Genomic DNA, 17,573 nt, shown 5'->3' with positions numbered 1-17,573 from the left:
GGCACCCGCGGGGCCTCTCAGGCCGACGCCTCGACGAGGTCGCCCGCCTTCGACCGCGACCGCTCGACGACCGCGGGGCGGGCCTCGAACTCGATGACGACCTGGTCGCCGTAGTCGACCGAGTCGACCTGGGCGTTGTCGTGGATCCACGAGACGAGCGACATCGTGTCGTCGGTCATCGGCAGGACGAGCCGCTCGCGCTCGTAGTCGGGCAGTTCCGCGTGGATCCGCTCGCGGAGGTCGTCGACGCTCTCGCCGGTCCGCGCCGACACCGCGACCGGATTGGGCGCCAGCGCCGACAGCGCCTCCCGCTTGCGCTGTACTTCCTCCGCGTCGACCTTGTCGACCTTGTTCAGCACCGTCACGATCGGCGCCTCGTTGCGCTCGGCGAGCGTGTCGTGACACGTGACGAGCTTCTCGCGGATCTCCTCGGTCGACTCGCTCACGTCGACGACCAGCAGTACGAGGTCCGCCCGGTAGACCGAGTCCAGCGTCGACTTGAACGACTCGACCAGCCAGTGGGGCAGGTCCGAGATGAACCCGACGGTGTCGGTCACGAGCACGTCCCGCCGGTCCATGTCCGCCCGCCGGGTCGTCGTCCCCAGGGTCGTGAACAGCCGGTCCTCGGACTCGGCGGTCGTGTCCAGGTCGGGGTGCAGATCCTCGTTCTCGTCCACTTCGACGTCCTCGGCGAGCCGCCGGAGCAGCGTCGACTTCCCGGCGTTCGTGTAGCCGGCCAGCGCCACCAGGTCGAACCCCGACTCGCGGCGCTGGGCCCGACGGTGTTCCTCGGTCTCCTCGATCTGCTCCAGTTCGTCGCGGATGCGGGATATCTGGGCCTTGATGTCCTGCTCGCGGCTCTCGTCGTACTCGCCCAGTCCCATGAACCCCGGCCGCTCGTCGCGCCGGGCGAGGCTGGCCTTGGCCTCCGCGCGCGGGAGTTCGTAGCGCAGTTCCGCGAGTTCGACCTGCAGCTGGGCCTTGCGCGTCTGGGCGCGCTGGCCGAAGATCTCGAGGATGAGCCGGAACCGGTCGACCAGCTTGACGCCCTCGGGGAGTTCGTTGCCGATGTTGTACGTCTGGTAGGGGCCGAGCTGGTTGTCGAAGACGACGACCGTCGCATCCGTCTCGACGACCCGGCGCGCCAGCGTGGCGACCTTCCCCTCGCCGATGTGGGTCGCCGGGTCCTCCTTCCTGGTCTGGGTCACCTCGCCGACCACCTCGTAGCCGGCCGCGCGCGCGAGGTCGCGGATCTCCGTCGTGTCGGCCCGTCCGCTGTCGACGCGCTTGGCGACGACAGCCCGCCGTTCGGATCCTGTCTCCGTCACTCGCGCGTGGCTACGGCGCCCGCGTATTTAAACTCTGGTCGCTCGGGGCCGGCGAGCCGGCAGGTCTGACGACTCACCCGCTCAGACGGCCGATCTGCCGGGCGGCGGACACGTGGCCGACCGCGGTAAGCCGTGGCTACCCGCGCTGGCCGGCGGGCACAAGAGCCTTATCCCGCCGCCGTCACCGGGACGGATATGGTAGACATCGGCTTGCAACAGATCGGGCTGGAACTCGGCTCGGGCGCCGTGATCGGGGGGCTGATCGGGTTCACCGCCAAGAAGGTCGCGAAGATCATCGCCATCCTCGTGGGCCTCGAACTGGCGCTGTTCAAATTTCTGGAGTCGCAGGGCATCCTGATCGTGGACTGGGACCGCCTCTCGGCGGGGCTCGTCAACGCGAGCAGCGCCGCGACCGACGCCGCGACGGGGGGACAGCCGCCGGGGATCGTCGTGAGCCTGCTGTCGGTCATCCCGGTCAGCGCCGGCTTCACCGGCGGGTTCCTCGTCGGCTTCAAGAAAGGGTAACCGCACGGCCGTTTTTATCTCCGCCGGACCGAACGAAGCGTCGGACCGGGGAGCGACACTGCGGGAGTTACGGTGACGGGGTGATCGGCGTGGTATCGCCGCCTCCGCCGCCACCGTTTTCGCCGCCGCCGTCACCGCCGAAGCCGCCGTTACCGCCGCTCCCCCGGGGCACGTCCTCGTCCTTGTCGCCGGAGACGAGGAACTCCAGGAGGTTGCCGGCGAACCGCTCGTTGTCGAGGTCGTACAGCTCGGAGGACTTGAGGAACGAGGTGTCCGCGACCATCACGAAGTTGCCGTTCTGGGCCGCGACGGGGTACTGCCCGGCCTGCCGGCGTTCGAGCGTCCGCGTGCCCGAGAGGGCGCGCATCCGGATCTCCGGGGCGTCGCCGGTCCGGACGACGTAGCCGGCGGAGTCGAACGTGACGTTGGAGACGCCCTCCGTCAGCGCGCTCGACCCGTCCGGGCTGGCGATGATGCTCTCGTAGTTGTTGTCGTTGCCGCCGTCCTCGATGTTGTAGAGGCCCTCGGTACCCATCCGGAGCCCGAACGTCTGGGTCAGCTCCTGCGCGCCGAACCGGACCTCGGAGATCTGGGCGCTCAGGCCGCTGCCGACGGACAGCTGCGGCGGCTCGGCGAGCACCGCGATCCGGCCCCCGCCGTCGGCGTAGGCCTCCAGCCCGGCGATCTCGCCGTCGGAGAACGAGGCGGTCGGCTGGACGATCAGCACCGCGTCGTACGCCCGCAGCGTCGCGTTGTAGCTGCTCTCGCCGAACCCGCCGCCGTCGCCCGGCACGTCGGGGGTGAAGTCGACCTCGTGGCCCGCCCGCGCGAGCGCCTCGACGAGCGGGGCCAGGTCCGACTGCGAGTACCGGTTGCTGTGGCCGCTGTCGACGAGGATCCGCTTGCTCTCGCCGGAGCTATCGAGCGATATCTCGCCGTCCTCGGGCGCGCTGGTCGCCAGCACGTTCTCCGGGGCGAACTGGCCGGGGGCCTGTCCCTCGATCTCCTCGCCGTCGGCCGGTCCCGCGGAGCCGGACCCGCCGAGGGTCCCGACCAGGGCCGTGCCGGCGAGGATGACCGCGATCACGACGACGAAGACGCCGAGCGGCTTGAGTATCTCACTCGCTCTCATCGTTCACCTCCTGTGCGTCCTCGGTGACCGGGACGCCCCAGACCGCGTGGAACTGGTACGGTTCCTGGAACTGCGTGTCCTGTTCCCCGGCGCCGTCCACGTAGACGACGTTCCCGTCGACGCGCTCGACGTCCTTCGAGAGGACGATCGCACCGCCGGAGGGGCTGACGGGCGCGTTGTAGTCGACGTTGTACTGGTCGCCCTCGATGCCGTCGGCCCGCGTCGCCGCGAACTCGATGGCCGAGTTGAGGTCGCCCATCTCGTCGGCGAAGCCGTTCCGGACCGCGGTCGGGCCGATGTAGGCGTCGCCGTGTGCGACCTCGCTACGGCTCAGCGACAGGTTCTCGCCGCGGTGTTTCACGATCGTGTCGACGAAGGCGTTGTGGAGCGTCTCCATCTGCTCGCGCAGCTGGTCTTTCTCCGTCGTCGCCTTGTCGGGACCCGTCCGGAGGTAGGTCTTGCTCTGGGCCTCGGCCTGTTCGACCGTGCTCAGCGGCGCGCTGACGATGACGCCGATGGAGCCGACGGTCGAGCTGGGTTTGACGAAGATGTGGTCGGCGGGCGCGATCCCGAAGTAGCCGCCCGAGGCGGCCGTCCCCTCGACGTAGGCGACGACCGGCATCTGGGCGGCGGTCCGGTTGACCGCCAGGTAGAACTCCTCGCTCGACGCGACGGCGCCGCCGGGGCTGTCGATCCGCAACACGACCGCCTCGACGGAGTCGTTGGTTCTCGCCTCTCGGAGGTCTTCCTTGAGGTCGTTCACCGGGCCGGCGTCTGTCCCGGCCCGCAGCGTGACGACCGATACGGTCGACTCCCCCGAATCGCTCCCGGACGACTGGGTGGCGCTCCAGACGACCGGCGCGAGTACGGTGCCAATCAGGACGGCGACGACCACGACGATCACGTACAGCACCGTGGTCGTCCTGGTCGAGTCGGCTCTGTCCACCATGCACGTCGGGGAACGGACGACCCCCTCATCAAGGTTGGTCAATCTCAAATTCTGTTTGACATACCCGTCGGTCGTCCCCGGACCGCGGGGAGCCGCCCGCCGACCCCCGTTCCCGGCGGTAGCCGCGCCTTACCGGGATCGGCGACCCGGCGGGTGCCGCCACGCTCCGACCGGCCGTTCCGGGCGCCGCTACTCCTCGACCAGCCGCTCGGCGCGGTCGCGGTCTTCGGGCGTGTTGACGTTGACCCGCCGGCCGTCGAACGCGACCGTCTCGACGCGCCGGTCGGCGCGCAGGAAGAGGTCGATCGCGTCGGTCAGCTCGTACTCGCCCCGCTCGGAGGGCTGGACGAGGTGACAGGCGTGGAAGATGTCCGGCGAGAAGGCGAACAGCCCGGTCAGCACCCGCGTCGACGGCGGGTTCGACGGCTTCTCGACGACCGCGTCGAGGCGGCCGTCGTCGTCGGTGACGAACACGCCGGTATCGGCCGCCTCGTCCCGGGAGACCTCGTCGACGAGCAGCGTCGCGTCCACGCCGTCGGTCCGCTGGCGCTCGACCACCTCGTCGAAGTTCCCCGTCATCACGTTGTCGGCGTTGAACACCAGGAAGTCCTCGTCGACCTCGGTCTCGGCACGCAGGACGGCGTCGGCCAGCCCCTTCGGCTCGCGCTGGTGGACGTACGTGATCGGGACGCCGTCGAACTCGTCGCCGTAGTGGTCGATGATCGCCTCCTTCCGGTAGCCGACGACGACCACGAACTCCGTGACGCCCAGCTCGGCCAGCGCGTCGAGCCCGTGGGACAGCAACGGACGGTCGCCGACCGCGACGAGCGGCTTCGGTCGGTCCTCGGTGCGCGGCCGGAGCCGCGTCCCACGCCCGGCCGCCGGGATGACTGCTTTCATCTTGTCCGGGCCCACGCCGCCCGCCCACTAAACGCTGCCGCGAGAGAGTCAGAAGATGTCCTTGAGGTCTTCGAGTCGCCCGACCAGGTCGTCGATCCCGTCGTTCATCTCGTCGACGCGCTCGCCGAGGCCGTCGGCGGGGATCGCGCCGTTCGGCGTCGGCTCGATCAGCCCGTCGTCCTCCAGCATCCGCAGCGAGTAGCGCACCTTGTGTTCGGGCACGTCCGTCTCCTCGGCCAGCCGGACGATCCCGATCGGTCCCGACTCGATCACCGCCTCCAGGATCCGCAGGTCCCGTTCCTCCTTCTCGACCTGTTTGGTCAGTCGTTCCACCATGAAAGCCCACCGGGTCTATTCCCCCCGTCGGTAATAAATGTCGCAGATGCCGAATTCGGCTCCCGCACGGTCGACACGACTGCGGCCGCGCCCCCCCGCCCACGACCCTATTCGTCGCCGACCGGCGTCCGCCGCAGCTCGTCGATCTGGTCGCGCAGCCGGCCGAGTTCGCTCTCCAGTTCCTCTTGGCGGTCGATGAGCGCGCCGAGCTCCTCCGTGTTGACCGAGTAGTCGTGGTCCAGCGCGCTGTCCAGCGAGTCGGTCGTCGCCTGGACGAGATACGAGGCGAACTGCAGCACCTCCTCGGGCGAGCCCTGCGCGTCGAACAGCTCGACCGCCCCCGATTTCGGCGTGTAGCTCACCACGGGAACCTCCGCCTCCGCGTGGTAGGTCGTCGTCGCTTCCAGCTCCGTCACGGGGTTGCGCCGCTCGCGGGTCTGCTCGGTCCGGACGACCCCGAACGGCTCCGCGAGGGCGGGGTAGGTGTCGCCCAGGTCCCGGAGCACGTCCGCGGCCTCGACGCCCAGCTGGGACTCCACGTCGCCGTAGAACTGCTTCGAGCCCGACAGCGACAGCGCGACCGCGTAGAAGACGTGCTGGTTGTTCTCCGCCAGGTCGCGGATCCGCTCGCGGACGCCCTCGTGGTTGCCCTCCAGGGTCTCCCGCTCCAGGTCGTCGAGCAGCGCGCGGGTCCCCTCCTCGCGTTCGAGGAACTCCTCGACGAGCACCCGCGGCATCGCCTGACTGTCGATCTCGTCCATACCTGCCCATTCGCAGCCAGCCATATCGCTCTGGCGGACCTGCACACCCGCCGTCGCCGGGCCCCGGCGGCTACCACCCCTCGACGGTCCGCTGCGAGAGGACGTGCGCCGCGACGAAGGCCGCCGACGCCAGGAACACCCCGCTCGCCACTCCCGACAGGACGGGCTGGGGCACCCCCACCACGTCGCGGAGGACCCAGGCGACCGCGACGAACGTCGCGATCAGCGCGACCCCGACCAGCGCCCCGCCGCCCCGGGACCACTCCCCCACGCGCGCCGCGAGCGACGACTGCGCGACCGGCCCGAGGACCACCGCGGTTGCGACGAACCCGCCGGCCACCCACGGCCAGTCGAGCCCGGGCAGGGTCGTCAGGTTGCTCAGGAACAGCACCGCCCCGAGGATTCCCACGAGTACGTCCGTCCACGTCGGCGTCCGTTCGGGCAGCCAGCGACCGGGGACCGTGTCGGACTCCATACCTCGACGGAGACGGGCCCGCCACATAGTTCGTTCGACCGACAGGAACCCGGACCGCGACCGGTCTGCTCCCACCGGCGACGGCCGTGAAACCCCCGAATCGGCGCGCGCTGGAGCGCGCTTTCATGCGCGCGACCGTAGCCGCGCGAGGGATGAGCGACGCCAGGAGCGAATCGGTTGGGGAGGTATGTGGCTGTCTGCGGTGTTGTGCGGGGTGGGTGGTGCGGCCGCGATACTGTGCTGTCCTGGCGGACTGAAAGGGCGAGGCGCGCTCGCGCCGGGAGTCGCCTGAGCGGGCCACTATCCGCGCGGGCGGTGCGGAGAGCGCGGATATCCCGCTCAGCGACCGCGAGCGCGGCGAGGGCTTTCAGCGCCTGCTGTCCCCTGCAGTAGAGACTCCAGGTAGCGAGCGCGGTGAGGGCTTTCATCGCCTGCTGTCAGTTGTAGTCGCGGTCACTGCTGAGCGCGTCGAGGGCGTTCAGCGCTCACCGTCGAGTGCGGTCGAGTCGGATCGAGTGCGACAATCTCTTCCGGCACTTGAGATGGCGCGACCGCTGGCGAGTCGATATCGACAGAAGACGCCCGAGGCGGGATTTGAACCGGAATCAGACGTGCTCGCTCGTTGCACTCGCTGCGCGCGACTGATAGGGTTCAAATCCAGTACTGCTGCTCTCCGATTTCGAGAGAGACGCGGAGATGAAACTCCGCGTCGGTGAAATCGGAGAAGCGCCCGAGGCGGGATTTGAACCCGCGTCACGACCGTGACAGGGTCGTATGATGGGCCACTACACCACCCGGGCTACACTCACACCTGGGGGGAACACACGGAAAAGGCTTTCCAGTTACGACGGCGCCATCGCCCGATCCCGCCGCCTCGACCGTGCCAATACCTCCCGTACCCCAACACCTATCAGGGACTTCCGCGTATCCCTGGGCACGAACCGACAACGTCGCGGCCCCACGACGGTTGCTCGCGGTGCGAGTAGCCGTGCTCGGCCGACTTGGTAAGCGTTTTATAGCTCGCGGTTATAGGCGCCTGTAGTATCTCGTGACAGCAACTTCTCCCAGACAGGCCAACACATGGTAGACGTAAGCCAACACGAACTCGTTCCCGACCACACGGTCCTCGACGGCGAGGAGATCGAGGACGTGCTCGAGGAGTACAACGTCAAGAAAACCGACCTGCCGAAGATCAAGCGCACCGACCCCGCGCTGCGGGACCTGGAGGCCGACGTCGAGACGGGCGACGTGGTCCAGGTGACGCGGGACTCGCGGACGACCGACCGGGCAGTCGTATACCGACTCGTAGTGGAATAACATGGACATTCAGGACAGACGCGACATATCGCGCGAGTATTTCTCGAGGGAACGGCTCGCAGAACACCACTTCCGCTCGTTCAACGCGTTCCTCAACCGGGGGATGCAGGAGGTCGTCGACGAGAAGGCGACCATCGAGACGGACATCGGCGACAAGGAGGGCGAGGAGCCCGTCTACGTCGAGCTCGGGGACGTTCGGGTGGTCACGCCCCGCGTCCGGGAGGCCGACGGCTCCGAGGAGCTGCTCTACCCCCAGGAGGCCCGGCTGCGCAACATCACCTACGCCGCGCCCGTCTTCATGGAGATGGCGATCATCAAGGGCGGCGAGGAGGAGGAAGAGCGGGTCGTCGACCAGACCGAGACCAAGATCGGTCGCATGCCGGTCATGGTCGGCTCCGACAAGTGTAACATCGCCGGGTTCACGCGCGAGGAGCTGATCGACATCGGCGAGGACCCCGCCGATCCCGGCGGCTACTTCATCGTCAACGGCTCCGAGCGAGTGCTGATGACCAGCGAGGACCTCGCGCCGAACAAGATCCTCGCCGAGACCGACACGAAGTACGGCGACACCATCGAGGTCGCGAAGACCTTCTCCCAGCGCCGCGGCTACCGCGCCCTCGTGCTGGTCGAGCGCCAGCGCGACGGCCTGCTGGAAGTCTCGTTCCCGTCGGTCTCGGGCAGCATCAACTTCGTGACGCTCGTCCGGGCGCTCGGCCTGGAGAGCGACGAGGAGATCGTCCACCGCGTCTCCGAGGACCCGGAGATCGTGAAGTTCATGCTCGAAAATCTGGAGGCCGCGGAGGTCCAGACGACCGAGGAGGCCATCGAGGAGCTCGGCAAGCGCGTCGCCTCCGGCCAGGGCAAGAACTACCAGCTCAAGCGGGCCAACTACGTCATCGACCGCTACCTCCTGCCGCACCTCCACGAGGACGGCGTCGAGGAGGAGGACGTGCGCATCAACAAGGCGTACTACCTCTGTCGGATGGCCGAGGCGTGTTTCGAGCTCGCCCTCGACCGCCGCGAGGCCGACGACAAGGACCACTACGCCAACAAGCGCCTGAAGGTCTCGGGCGACCTGATGAAGGACCTGTTCCGGACGGCGCTGAACAAGCTCGCCCGGGACGTGAAGTACCAGCTGGAGCGCGCCAACATGCGCAACCGCCAGCTCTCGGTCTCGACGGTCGTGCGCTCGGACGTGCTGACCGAGCGGCTGGAACACCCCATCGCGACGGGCAACTGGGTCGGCGGCCGCTCGGGCGTGAGCCAGCTGGTCGACCGGACCGACTACATGGGGGTTCTCTCCCACCTGCGGCGGCTTCGGTCGCCGCTCAGCCGTTCGCAGCCGCACTTCGAGGCGCGGGACCTGCACGCGACCCAGTGGGGTCGCATCTGTCCCTCGGAGACGCCCGAGGGGCCGAACTGCGGCCTGGTGAAGAACTTCGCGCAGGCGATGGAGCTGTCACAGAACGTCGAGGACGAACAGGGACTGAAACAGGAACTGGCGGCGATGGGCGTCTCGGGCATCCCGGGCATCGAGTCCATCGACCAGCAGCCAGCGGACGACTAACATGAGCCAGCAAACACGAGAAGCCAAAGTCTACGTCAACGGGAGCCTGGTCGGGACACACCCCGACCCGCATCAGCTCGCAGACCAGATCCGACAGGCCCGCCGCAGGGGCGACGTGAGCGAGATGGTCAACGTCTCGGTCAAGGACCGCACGCGCGAGGTCATCGTCAACGCCGACGCCGGCCGCGCGCGCCGACCCCTGCTCGTCGTCGAGGACGGCGAGCCGCTCGCCTCCGACGAGGAGATCGAGGCGCTGAAGGACGGCGACCTCGAGTTCGAGGACCTCGTCGAACGGGGCTACATCGAGTTCATCGACGCCGAGGAGGAGGAGGACATCTACGTCGCGGTGAACGAGGACGAGCTGAACGAGGACCACACCCACCTCGAGGTCGACCCGCAGCTGATGTTCGGCATCGGCGCGGGGATGATCCCATACCCCGAGCACAACGCCTCGCCCCGGATTACGATGGGGTCGGGGATGATCAAGCAGTCGCTGGGCCTGCCCAGCGCGAACTACCGGATCCGGCCGGACACGCGCCAGCACCTCCTGCACTACCCGCAGCTGTCGCTGGTCAAGACCCAGACCACCGAGCAGATCGGCTACGACGACCGGCCGGCCGCGCAGAACTTCGTCGTCGCCGTGATGAGCTACGAGGGGTTCAACATCGAGGACGCCCTGGTCATGAACAAGGGGTCGGTCGACCGCGCGCTCGCCCGGTCGCACTTCTTCCGCACCTACGAGGGCGAGGAGCGGCGCTACCCCGGCGGTCAGGAGGACCGCTTCGAGATCCCCGACGAGGAGGTCCGGGGCGCCCGCGGCGAGGAGGCCTACACCCACCTCGACGAGGACGGCCTGGTCAACCCCGAGACGGAGGTCGACGAGAACGCCGTCCTGCTCGGGAAGACCTCGCCGCCCCGGTTCCTCGAGGAGCCCGACGACATGGGCGGGCTCTCCCCGCAGAAGCGCCGCGAGACGAGCGTGACGATGCGCTCGGGCGAATCGGGCGTCGTCGACACCGTGACGCTGATGGAGGGCGAGGACGGCTCGAAGCTCTCGAAGGTGTCGGTGCGCGACGAGCGCATCCCCGAGCTGGGCGACAAGTTCGCCTCCCGCCACGGCCAGAAGGGCGTCGTCGGCCACATCGCGCCCCAGGAGGACATGCCGTTCACCGAGGAGGGCGTCGTGCCGGACCTCATCCTCAACCCCCACGCGCTGCCCTCCCGGATGACCGTCGGGCACATCCTCGAGATGATCGGCGGCAAGGTCGGTTCGCTGGAGGGGCGGCGCGTCGACGGCACCGCCTTCACCGGCGAGGACGAGGACGAGCTCCGCGGCTCGCTGGAGGAGCGCGGCTTCAAGTCCAGCGGCAAGGAGGTCATGTACTCGGGCATCACGGGCGAGCAGATCGAGGCGGAGATCTTCGTCGGGACCATCTTCTACCAGAAGCTCTACCACATGGTCTCGAACAAGCTCCACGCCCGCTCGCGCGGGCCGGTGCAGGTGCTGACCCGCCAGCCCACCGAGGGGCGCGCCCGCGAGGGCGGCCTCCGTATCGGTGAGATGGAGCGCGACGTGTTCATCGGACACGGCGCGGCCATGACCCTGAAGGAGCGGCTGCTCGACGAGTCCGACCGCGAGTGGATCTACGTCTGCGGCGAGTGCGGCATGACGGCCGTCGAGAACGTCGAGCAACGGCGCGTCTACTGCCCCAACTGCGAGGAGGAGACGGAGGTCCACGAGGTGGAGATGAGCTACGCGTTCAAGCTCCTCCTCGACGAGATGAAGGCGCTGGGCATCGCGCCGCGCATCGAACTGGAGGACGCAGTCTAACATGTCAGTACAAGGAACACCACAGGAGATCGGCGAACTCAGCTTCGGGCTGATGGACCCCGAGGAGTACCGCGAGATGTCGGCCACGAAGGTCATCACGGCCGACACCTACGACGACGACGGCTTCCCCATCGACATGGGGCTGATGGACCCGCGGCTGGGCGTCATCGACCCCGGCCTGGAGTGCAAGACCTGCGGCAAGCACTCCGGCTCGTGTAACGGCCACTTCGGCCACATCGAGCTGGCCGCGCCGGTCATCCACGTCGGCTTCGCCAAGCTCATCCGCCGCCTGCTGCGGGGGACCTGCCGCGAGTGCTCGCGGCTGACCCCCGTCGACGGCCGCCGCGTCGCCGACGCCGAGGAGAAAGCGGAGGAGCGCAAGCGGGAGTACCGCGAGAAGCTCGACCGCGCGGGCGAGCTCAACGAGGACCTCTCGGACGTGCTCAAGTCGGCCATCCGCGAGTGCCGCAAGGTCGACTACTGTCCCTACTGCGGCGCCAAGCAGTTCGACATCAAACACGAGAAGCCGACCACCTACTACGAGATCATCGAGGTGCCCCACGGCGAGCTCTCCAAGCGCCTCGAACGCGCGATGGACCCGCCGGAGGGCGAGGCCGTCCGGCCGAGCGACATCGCCGAGGAGCTCGACGACGGCGACTTCGACGCCGAGCGCATCCGCGAGCTGCTCTCCGGCACCTACCGCCCGGACCGCAACGACATCGAGCGGCTGAAGAACCTCGGCCGCGCGCTGGGCCGGCTCAACGACCTCGACGAACTGGAGGAGGACGTGAGCTCCGCCGCCGAGTACCTGGTCGAGGAGGACATGGACAAGCTGATGCCCTCGGACATCCGCGACTGGTTCGAGGAGATCCCCGACGAGGACATCGAGGCGCTGGGGATCAACCCCGACCGCTCCCGGCCGGAGTGGATGATCCTCACCGTCCTGCCCGTGCCGCCGGTGACGGCCCGTCCCTCCATCACGCTCGACAACGGCCAGCGCTCCGAGGACGACCTGACCCACAAGCTGGTCGACATCATCCGCATCAACCAGCGGTTCATGGAGAACCGCGAGGCGGGCGCGCCCCAGCTGATCATCGAGGACCTCTGGGAGCTGCTGCAGTACCACGTCACCACCTTCATGGACAACGAGATCTCGGGGACCCCGCCGGCCCGGCACCGTTCGGGTCGCCCACTCAAGACGCTCTCCCAGCGCCTGAAGGGCAAGGAGGGCCGCTTCCGCGGGAGCCTCTCGGGGAAGCGCGTCAACTTCTCCGCCCGGACGGTCATCTCGCCGGACCCGACCCTCTCGCTCAACGAGGTCGGCGTCCCGGACCGCGTGGCGACGGAGATGACCCAGACGATGAACGTCAACGAGCGGAACCTGGACGAAGCGCGGCGCTACGTCGCCAACGGGCCCGAGGAGCACCCGGGCGCCAACTACGTCCGCCGCCACGACGGCCGCCGTCTCAAGGTCACCGAGAAGAACTGCGAGGAGCTCGCCGAGAAGGTCGAGCCCGGCTGGGAGGTCTCCCGGCACCTCATCGACGGCGACATCGTGATCTTCAACCGGCAGCCGTCGCTGCACCGGATGTCCATCATGGCCCACGAGGTGGTCGTGATGCCGTACAAGACGTTCCGGCTGAACACGACGGTCTGCCCTCCGTACAACGCCGACTTCGACGGCGACGAGATGAACATGCACGCGCTGCAAAACGAGGAGGCCCGCGCCGAGGCCCGCGTGCTGATGCGCGTCCAGGAGCAGATGCTCTCGCCGCGGTTCGGCGAGAACATCATCGGCGCGATCCAGGACCACATCACCGGCACGTACCTGCTGACCCACACGAACCCGCAGTTCAACGAGACGCAGGCGCTGGACCTGCTCCGGGCGACCCGCATCGACGAGCTGCCCGAGCCAGACGGCGTCGACGACGGGACGGAGTACTGGACCGGACGGACGCTGTTCTCGGAGCTGCTCCCGGACGACCTCGACGTCGAGTTCACCTCCTCGGCGGGCGACGAGGTCGTCATCGAGGACGGCCAGCTCCTGTCGGGCACCATCGACGAGGACGCGGTCGGCGGCTTCGGCGGCGAGGTCGTCGACACCATCGCCAAGCAGTACTCGAAGACCCGGGCGCGCATCTTCGTCAACGAGGTGTCGACGCTGGCGATGCGGTCGATCATGCACTTCGGCTTCTCGATCAGCATCGACGACGAGTCGATCCCCACGGAGGCCGAGGAGCAGATCGACGAGGCCATCGACGACGCCTACAGCCGCGTCCAGAAGCTCATCGAGACCTACGAGGCCGGCGAGCTGGAGTCGCTGCCCGGCCGGTCGGTCGACGAGACCCTGGAGATGAAGATCATGTCGACGCTCTCGAAGGCCCGCGACACGGCGGGCGACATCGCCGAGGACCACTTCGGCGACGACAACCCGGCGGTCGTCATGGCCGACTCCGGGGCCCGCGGCTCGATGCTGAACCTCACGCAGATGGCCGGCTGCGTCGGCCAGCAGGCGGTCCGCGGCGAGCGGATCAACCGCGGCTACGAGGACCGCACCCTCTCCCACTACAAGCCCGACGACCTCTCCGCGGAGGCCCACGGCTTCGTGGAACACTCGTACCGTAGCGGCCTCGAACCGCGGGAGTTCTTCTTCCACGCGATGGGCGGCCGCGAGGGGCTGGTCGACACGGCGGTCCGGACCTCGAAGTCCGGCTACCTCCAGCGCCGGCTGATCAACGCGCTCTCGGAGCTGGAGACGCAGTACGACGGCACCGTCCGGGACACCAGCGACACCATCGTCCAGTTCGAGTTCGGCGAGGACGGCACCTCCCCCGTGGAGGTCTCCTCGAACAGCGAGGGGCCGGCCGTCGACGTCGACGAGATCGCCGACCGCGTCGTCGACGCGGAGTTCGACTCCGAGACCGAGAAAGAGCGGTTCATCGGGCGCGAGCCCGAGCCGACGAACATCTCCGAGCACGCCGACGACTGGTGGATGGAAGCGGCCGGGGGTGACTGACCATGGAGGTCACCGAGGACGTGCGCGCGCTGGTCGAGGACACCGAGCTGCCGCGCCGGCTGAAAGACGAGGTGTACGACGCCGTCGAACAGCGGGGGGACCTGACGCTCGAACAGGTCGACGACATCGCCACGGCCGTCGAGAGCGAGTACGTCGACACCCGCGTCGACCCGCTGGACCCCGTCGGCACCGTCAGCGCCCAGTCCATCGGGGAGCCGGGCACCCAGATGACGATGAACACCTTCCACTACGCGGGGGTCGCGGAGATCGACGTGACCCAGGGGCTGCCCCGGCTCATCGAGCTGGTCGACGCCCGGAAGGAGCCGGACACCCCGATGATGACGATCCACCTCGAGGACGAGTACGCGGAGCGCCGCGAGCGCGCCCACGAGGTCGTCTGGGAGATCGAGTCGACGAAGATCCTCCAGCTGGGGGACGTGTCGACGAACGTCGCGGACATGCTCGTCCAGGTCGACCTCAACGAGGACACCCTGGAGGAGCGGTGGCCGACCGCCGACAACCTCGAGTCGGTCGTGGCCGACATCGCCTCGACCATCGAGTCGAAGCTCGGCGTCGAGGTCCAGACCCCGGCGCCGACGGTCGTCCAGTTCGGGCCCGACGAGCCCAGCTACCGCGAGCTGCTGCAACTGGTCGAGGAGCTGCGTGAGATCGTCTTCAAGGGGATCGAGGAGATCTCCCGGGTCGTCATCCGCAAGGAGGAGACCGACGAGGGCGAGGAGTTCGTCCTCTACACCGAGGGGTCGGCGCTGGGCGACGTGCTCGACCTCGAGGGCGTCGACGCCTCGCGGACGACGTGCAACAACATCCACGAGATCCACCGCAACCTCGGCATCGAGGCGGCCCGCGAGGCGATCATCAACGAGACGATGAACACGCTCGAAGAGCAGGGGCTCGACGACGTGAACATCCGCCACCTCATGCTCGTCGCGGACATCATGACCAACCGCGGGAGCATCGAGTCGATCGGTCGCCACGGCATCTCCGGGAACAAGGACTCCGTGCTCGCCCGCGCGGCGTTCGAGGTGACCGTGAACCACCTGCTCGACGCCGCCATCCACGGCGAGGTCGACGACCTCAACGGCGTCACGGAGAACGTCATCGTCGGCAAGCCGATCAAGCTGGGCACCGGCGACGTGGACCTGCGGATGGCCGCGGGCCGCGACGGCGCCGAAGAGGCCGACTGAGGACGAGACGGATGACCGTCACCCTCTCGGACGAGGCGATGCGGCTGATCGCGCTGTTCGAGGACGAGACCGGCGCGACCGCCCGCGACTGCGTCGTCGACGAGGAGTACGACCGGCTGGTCTTCCTCGTCGCCGCCGGCGAGATGGGCGAGGCCATCGGCCCGGGCGGCCAGCACGTCCAGGCCGTCGAGCAGCAGCTCGACCGCGAGATCAAGCTCGTCGAGGACGCGCCGACCGCCGAGGACTTCGTCGCCAGCGCGCTCGCCCCCGCGGCGGTCTACAACGTCACGATCAGCGAGAACGACGACCGGGTCGCCTACGCCGAGGTCGCCGACGAAGATCGGGGCGCCGCCATCGGCAAGGGCGGCCGCAACATCGACGCCGCCCGCGAACTCGCCGCCCGCCACTTCGACATCGACGAGATCGAACTGACGTAGGGCGGCGCTTCCCATCTCCCAACTCTTTCGGCCCCGTCTCCCGACTTCTCCAGCCCGCTCCAAATCGCGCTACCCGTTTCCCGATTTCTCGGGTCCGTCTACCGACGCCAGCGGCGTCACCCGCCCCGCGGGCTCCCGTCCGCTCAGCCGACAGCGGCCGGTCGTCGGCTCTCGGCGTTCGCCCCGTCGTCGGTGGCGTTGCCGACCCGGAGCGTCCAGACCGCGAAGTATTCGAGCTGGCCGTCGGCCCGGAGGTCCCGACTGCCGAGCTGGTCGCCGATGACGCGGCGCTGGTCGCGGTCGGTCCGCCACTGCGAGATCAGCAGCCAGACCTGTTCGCCCCGCGCGCGCCGCTCCGCGATGACTTCCCCGAGGGTGTCCGCCTCGCTCGCCTGGACGGCGGTGGCCGACTCCTCGCCGGCGACGTGGACGGCGGGGTAGAACCGCTCGGGCACGTCGCCGCCGACGACGACGATGTGCGGGTCGTCCCCGTGTCGCTCGACGCCCTCGACGGCGCCCTCCCACTGGGGGTTCTGCGGCGACCCGTGGAGCACGGCGACCGAGGCGGCCATCGCCAGCAGGAGCAGTCCGGCGACGGCGAAGCGGCCGGCGCCGATGTTCGTCCACCGGAGCTCGGCGATCCCGCGGGCGACGAGGAGGAACAGTCCGATCGACGCCGCGGCGGTGTACTTCGCGCGGTAGATCGGTTCGACCGTCAGCGAGACGGCGAACGGCACGACGACCGGCACGACGAGGACGAAAAGCAGGAAGGTCGCCCGCCGCGACGGGAGCAGTCGGTCGAGCCGTCCCGCGGGGTCCTCGGGGTCGGTGTCGCTGCGGAGTGCCCAGCCGCCGAGCACGAGCGAGGCGGCGATGAACCCGATCGCCCACGAGTCCCACAGCCAGCCGTACTCGTAGTAGCGGGCGACCGTGTCGACGAGCAGGCCCGGCTCGGGGACCGGGATCCAGGTCGGCGAGGCGCTGTCGAACGGCGGGTAGCCGAGCAGTCGCATCCCGAGGACCGCCAGGAACGGGCCGAGCAACAGGGCCGTGGCGGCCTGGAGGCCGACCCAGTTCCGGAGGAGTTCGACCCCCGTCGAGCGTTCGGTCCGGAGGACGTGGACCAGCAGGTAGCAGTTCTGGGCGAGGACCAGGAACAGCCCGAAGACGTGCGTGTAGCCGAGCAGCACCGTCGCGGCGACGTAGCCGGCGAGCGTCCGGCGCGAGCGGTCGCCGTCGAACACGATCCGGACGTACCAGTACAGCGAGGCGACCGCCAGCGCGGTGTACAGCGAGTACATCCGCGTGTCCTGCGAGAAGTAGAGGTGCATCCCCGACAGCGCCAGCATCGCCGCCCCGACGGTGGCGGTCTCGCGGTCGTAGAGGCGTCGGCCGAGCGCGAACAGCAGGGCGACGGCCGCGACGCCGAAGACGACCGACATCGAGCGGGTCGCGGCCTTGCTCGCGCCGAAGACGGCGGTCCACCCGCGGAGCAGGAGGTAGTACAGCGGCGGGTGGGGGTCCTCCAGGGGCAGCTCCGTCAGGATCGCCAGGGTCGACCGCTCGGTGGCGTACGTGATCGAGTACACCTCGTCCATCCAGAGGCTCTCGGCCGTCAGCGCGCGGAGACGGACCACCAGCGCGACGACGACCACCGCGCCCGGGAGCCCGACCGACTCCAGGTCGTCCACTCGCTCGGTCACACCGTCGGGGAGCGTCGACTCCACCGAATCTGTCACACCCATGACCCTACCGTTTTGTCGGAGGGTGATAAATTTTCGTTGAGATATCGTT

15 protein-coding genes and 1 tRNA gene are annotated in these 17,573 nt (G+C 68.6%); 7 read left to right on the top strand and 9 right to left on the bottom strand.

Annotated elements, in window-relative coordinates:
* Positions 1-17 precede the first annotated feature (17 nt).
* On the bottom strand, positions 18-1,328 hold the full coding sequence (gene hflX, locus E3328_RS08860) for a GTPase HflX (protein ID WP_135364207.1): 1,311 nt from the start codon (positions 1,326-1,328) through the stop codon (positions 18-20).
* A 195-nt stretch (positions 1,329-1,523) separates the two neighbouring features.
* Between hflX and E3328_RS08855 the strand changes: the two genes are divergently transcribed.
* Positions 1,524-1,853, top strand: a complete 330-nt coding sequence (locus E3328_RS08855; protein WP_135364206.1) for an FUN14 domain-containing protein — start codon at positions 1,524-1,526, stop codon at positions 1,851-1,853.
* A gap of 67 nt (positions 1,854-1,920) precedes the next feature.
* Here E3328_RS08855 and E3328_RS08850 read toward each other — a convergent pair whose 3' ends face one another.
* The 7 genes from E3328_RS08850 to E3328_RS08820 all read right to left on the bottom strand — a co-directional run bounded on the left by E3328_RS08850 (position 1,921) and on the right by E3328_RS08820 (position 7,206).
* Entirely contained in the window at positions 1,921-2,985 is a 1,065-nt protein-coding gene (locus tag E3328_RS08850) for a DUF4350 domain-containing protein (RefSeq protein WP_135364205.1), read from the bottom strand.
* Entirely contained in the window at positions 2,972-3,934 is a 963-nt protein-coding gene (locus E3328_RS08845; RefSeq protein WP_135364204.1) for a S49 family peptidase, read from the bottom strand. The genes E3328_RS08850 and E3328_RS08845 overlap by 14 nt, the downstream gene beginning before the upstream one ends.
* A 189-nt stretch (positions 3,935-4,123) precedes the next feature.
* On the bottom strand, positions 4,124-4,834 hold the full coding sequence (locus tag E3328_RS08840; protein WP_135364203.1) for a sugar phosphate nucleotidyltransferase: 711 nt from the start codon (positions 4,832-4,834) through the stop codon (positions 4,124-4,126).
* A gap of 48 nt (positions 4,835-4,882) precedes the next feature.
* Positions 4,883-5,170: a winged helix-turn-helix transcriptional regulator gene (locus E3328_RS08835; protein WP_135364202.1), complete on the bottom strand. Its 288-nt coding sequence runs from the start codon at positions 5,168-5,170 to the stop codon at positions 4,883-4,885.
* Between the two features lie 107 nt (positions 5,171-5,277).
* Entirely contained in the window at positions 5,278-5,931 is a 654-nt protein-coding gene (locus E3328_RS08830) for a hypothetical protein (RefSeq protein ID WP_135364201.1), read from the bottom strand.
* A gap of 70 nt (positions 5,932-6,001) precedes the next feature.
* Positions 6,002-6,406, bottom strand: coding sequence for a hypothetical protein (locus E3328_RS08825; RefSeq protein ID WP_135364200.1), 405 nt, complete (start codon positions 6,404-6,406; stop codon positions 6,002-6,004).
* A 727-nt stretch (positions 6,407-7,133) separates the two neighbouring features.
* Positions 7,134-7,206, bottom strand: a tRNA-Asp gene (locus tag E3328_RS08820).
* A 280-nt stretch (positions 7,207-7,486) separates the two neighbouring features.
* Between E3328_RS08820 and E3328_RS08815 the strand changes: the two genes are divergently transcribed.
* From E3328_RS08815 to E3328_RS08790, 6 genes are read left to right on the top strand one after another with little or no spacing between them, the layout of a single operon-like run.
* The gene (locus E3328_RS08815) at positions 7,487-7,723 is read left to right on the top strand and encodes a DNA-directed RNA polymerase subunit H (RefSeq protein ID WP_135364199.1); all 237 of its coding nucleotides are present in this window, start codon (positions 7,487-7,489) and stop codon (positions 7,721-7,723) included.
* A gap of 1 nt (position 7,724) precedes the next feature.
* Positions 7,725-9,290, top strand: coding sequence for a DNA-directed RNA polymerase subunit B'' (locus E3328_RS08810; protein WP_135364198.1), 1,566 nt, complete (start codon positions 7,725-7,727; stop codon positions 9,288-9,290).
* Between the two features lies 1 nt (position 9,291).
* Complete coding sequence (gene rpoB / locus E3328_RS08805; RefSeq protein ID WP_135364197.1) at positions 9,292-11,121, top strand: DNA-directed RNA polymerase subunit B; 1,830 nt, start codon at positions 9,292-9,294, stop codon at positions 11,119-11,121.
* A 1-nt stretch (position 11,122) separates the two neighbouring features.
* Complete coding sequence (locus E3328_RS08800; RefSeq protein ID WP_135364196.1) at positions 11,123-14,137, top strand: DNA-directed RNA polymerase subunit A'; 3,015 nt, start codon at positions 11,123-11,125, stop codon at positions 14,135-14,137.
* Between the two features lie 2 nt (positions 14,138-14,139).
* Positions 14,140-15,342 carry a DNA-directed RNA polymerase subunit A'' gene (gene rpoA2 / locus E3328_RS08795; RefSeq protein ID WP_135364195.1) on the top strand — a complete coding sequence of 401 codons (1,203 nt, stop codon included), beginning with the start codon at positions 14,140-14,142 and terminating at the stop codon, positions 15,340-15,342.
* An 11-nt stretch (positions 15,343-15,353) separates the two neighbouring features.
* Positions 15,354-15,779, top strand: coding sequence for a NusA-like transcription termination signal-binding factor (locus E3328_RS08790; protein ID WP_135364194.1), 426 nt, complete (start codon positions 15,354-15,356; stop codon positions 15,777-15,779).
* Positions 15,780-15,922: 143 nt separating this feature from the next.
* Here E3328_RS08790 and E3328_RS08785 read toward each other — a convergent pair whose 3' ends face one another.
* A complete protein-coding gene (locus tag E3328_RS08785; protein ID WP_135364193.1) occupies positions 15,923-17,524 on the bottom strand; it encodes a glycosyltransferase family 39 protein in 1,602 nt (533 codons plus the stop codon).
* Positions 17,525-17,573: the final 49 nt, after the last annotated feature.

Source organism: Halosimplex halophilum (assembly GCF_004698125.1).
Taxonomy (GTDB): Archaea; Halobacteriota; Halobacteria; order Halobacteriales; family Haloarculaceae; genus Halosimplex; species Halosimplex halophilum.
Note: the sequence above shows the minus strand (reverse complement) of the source record. Positions and strands in the feature narration are given on the sequence as shown.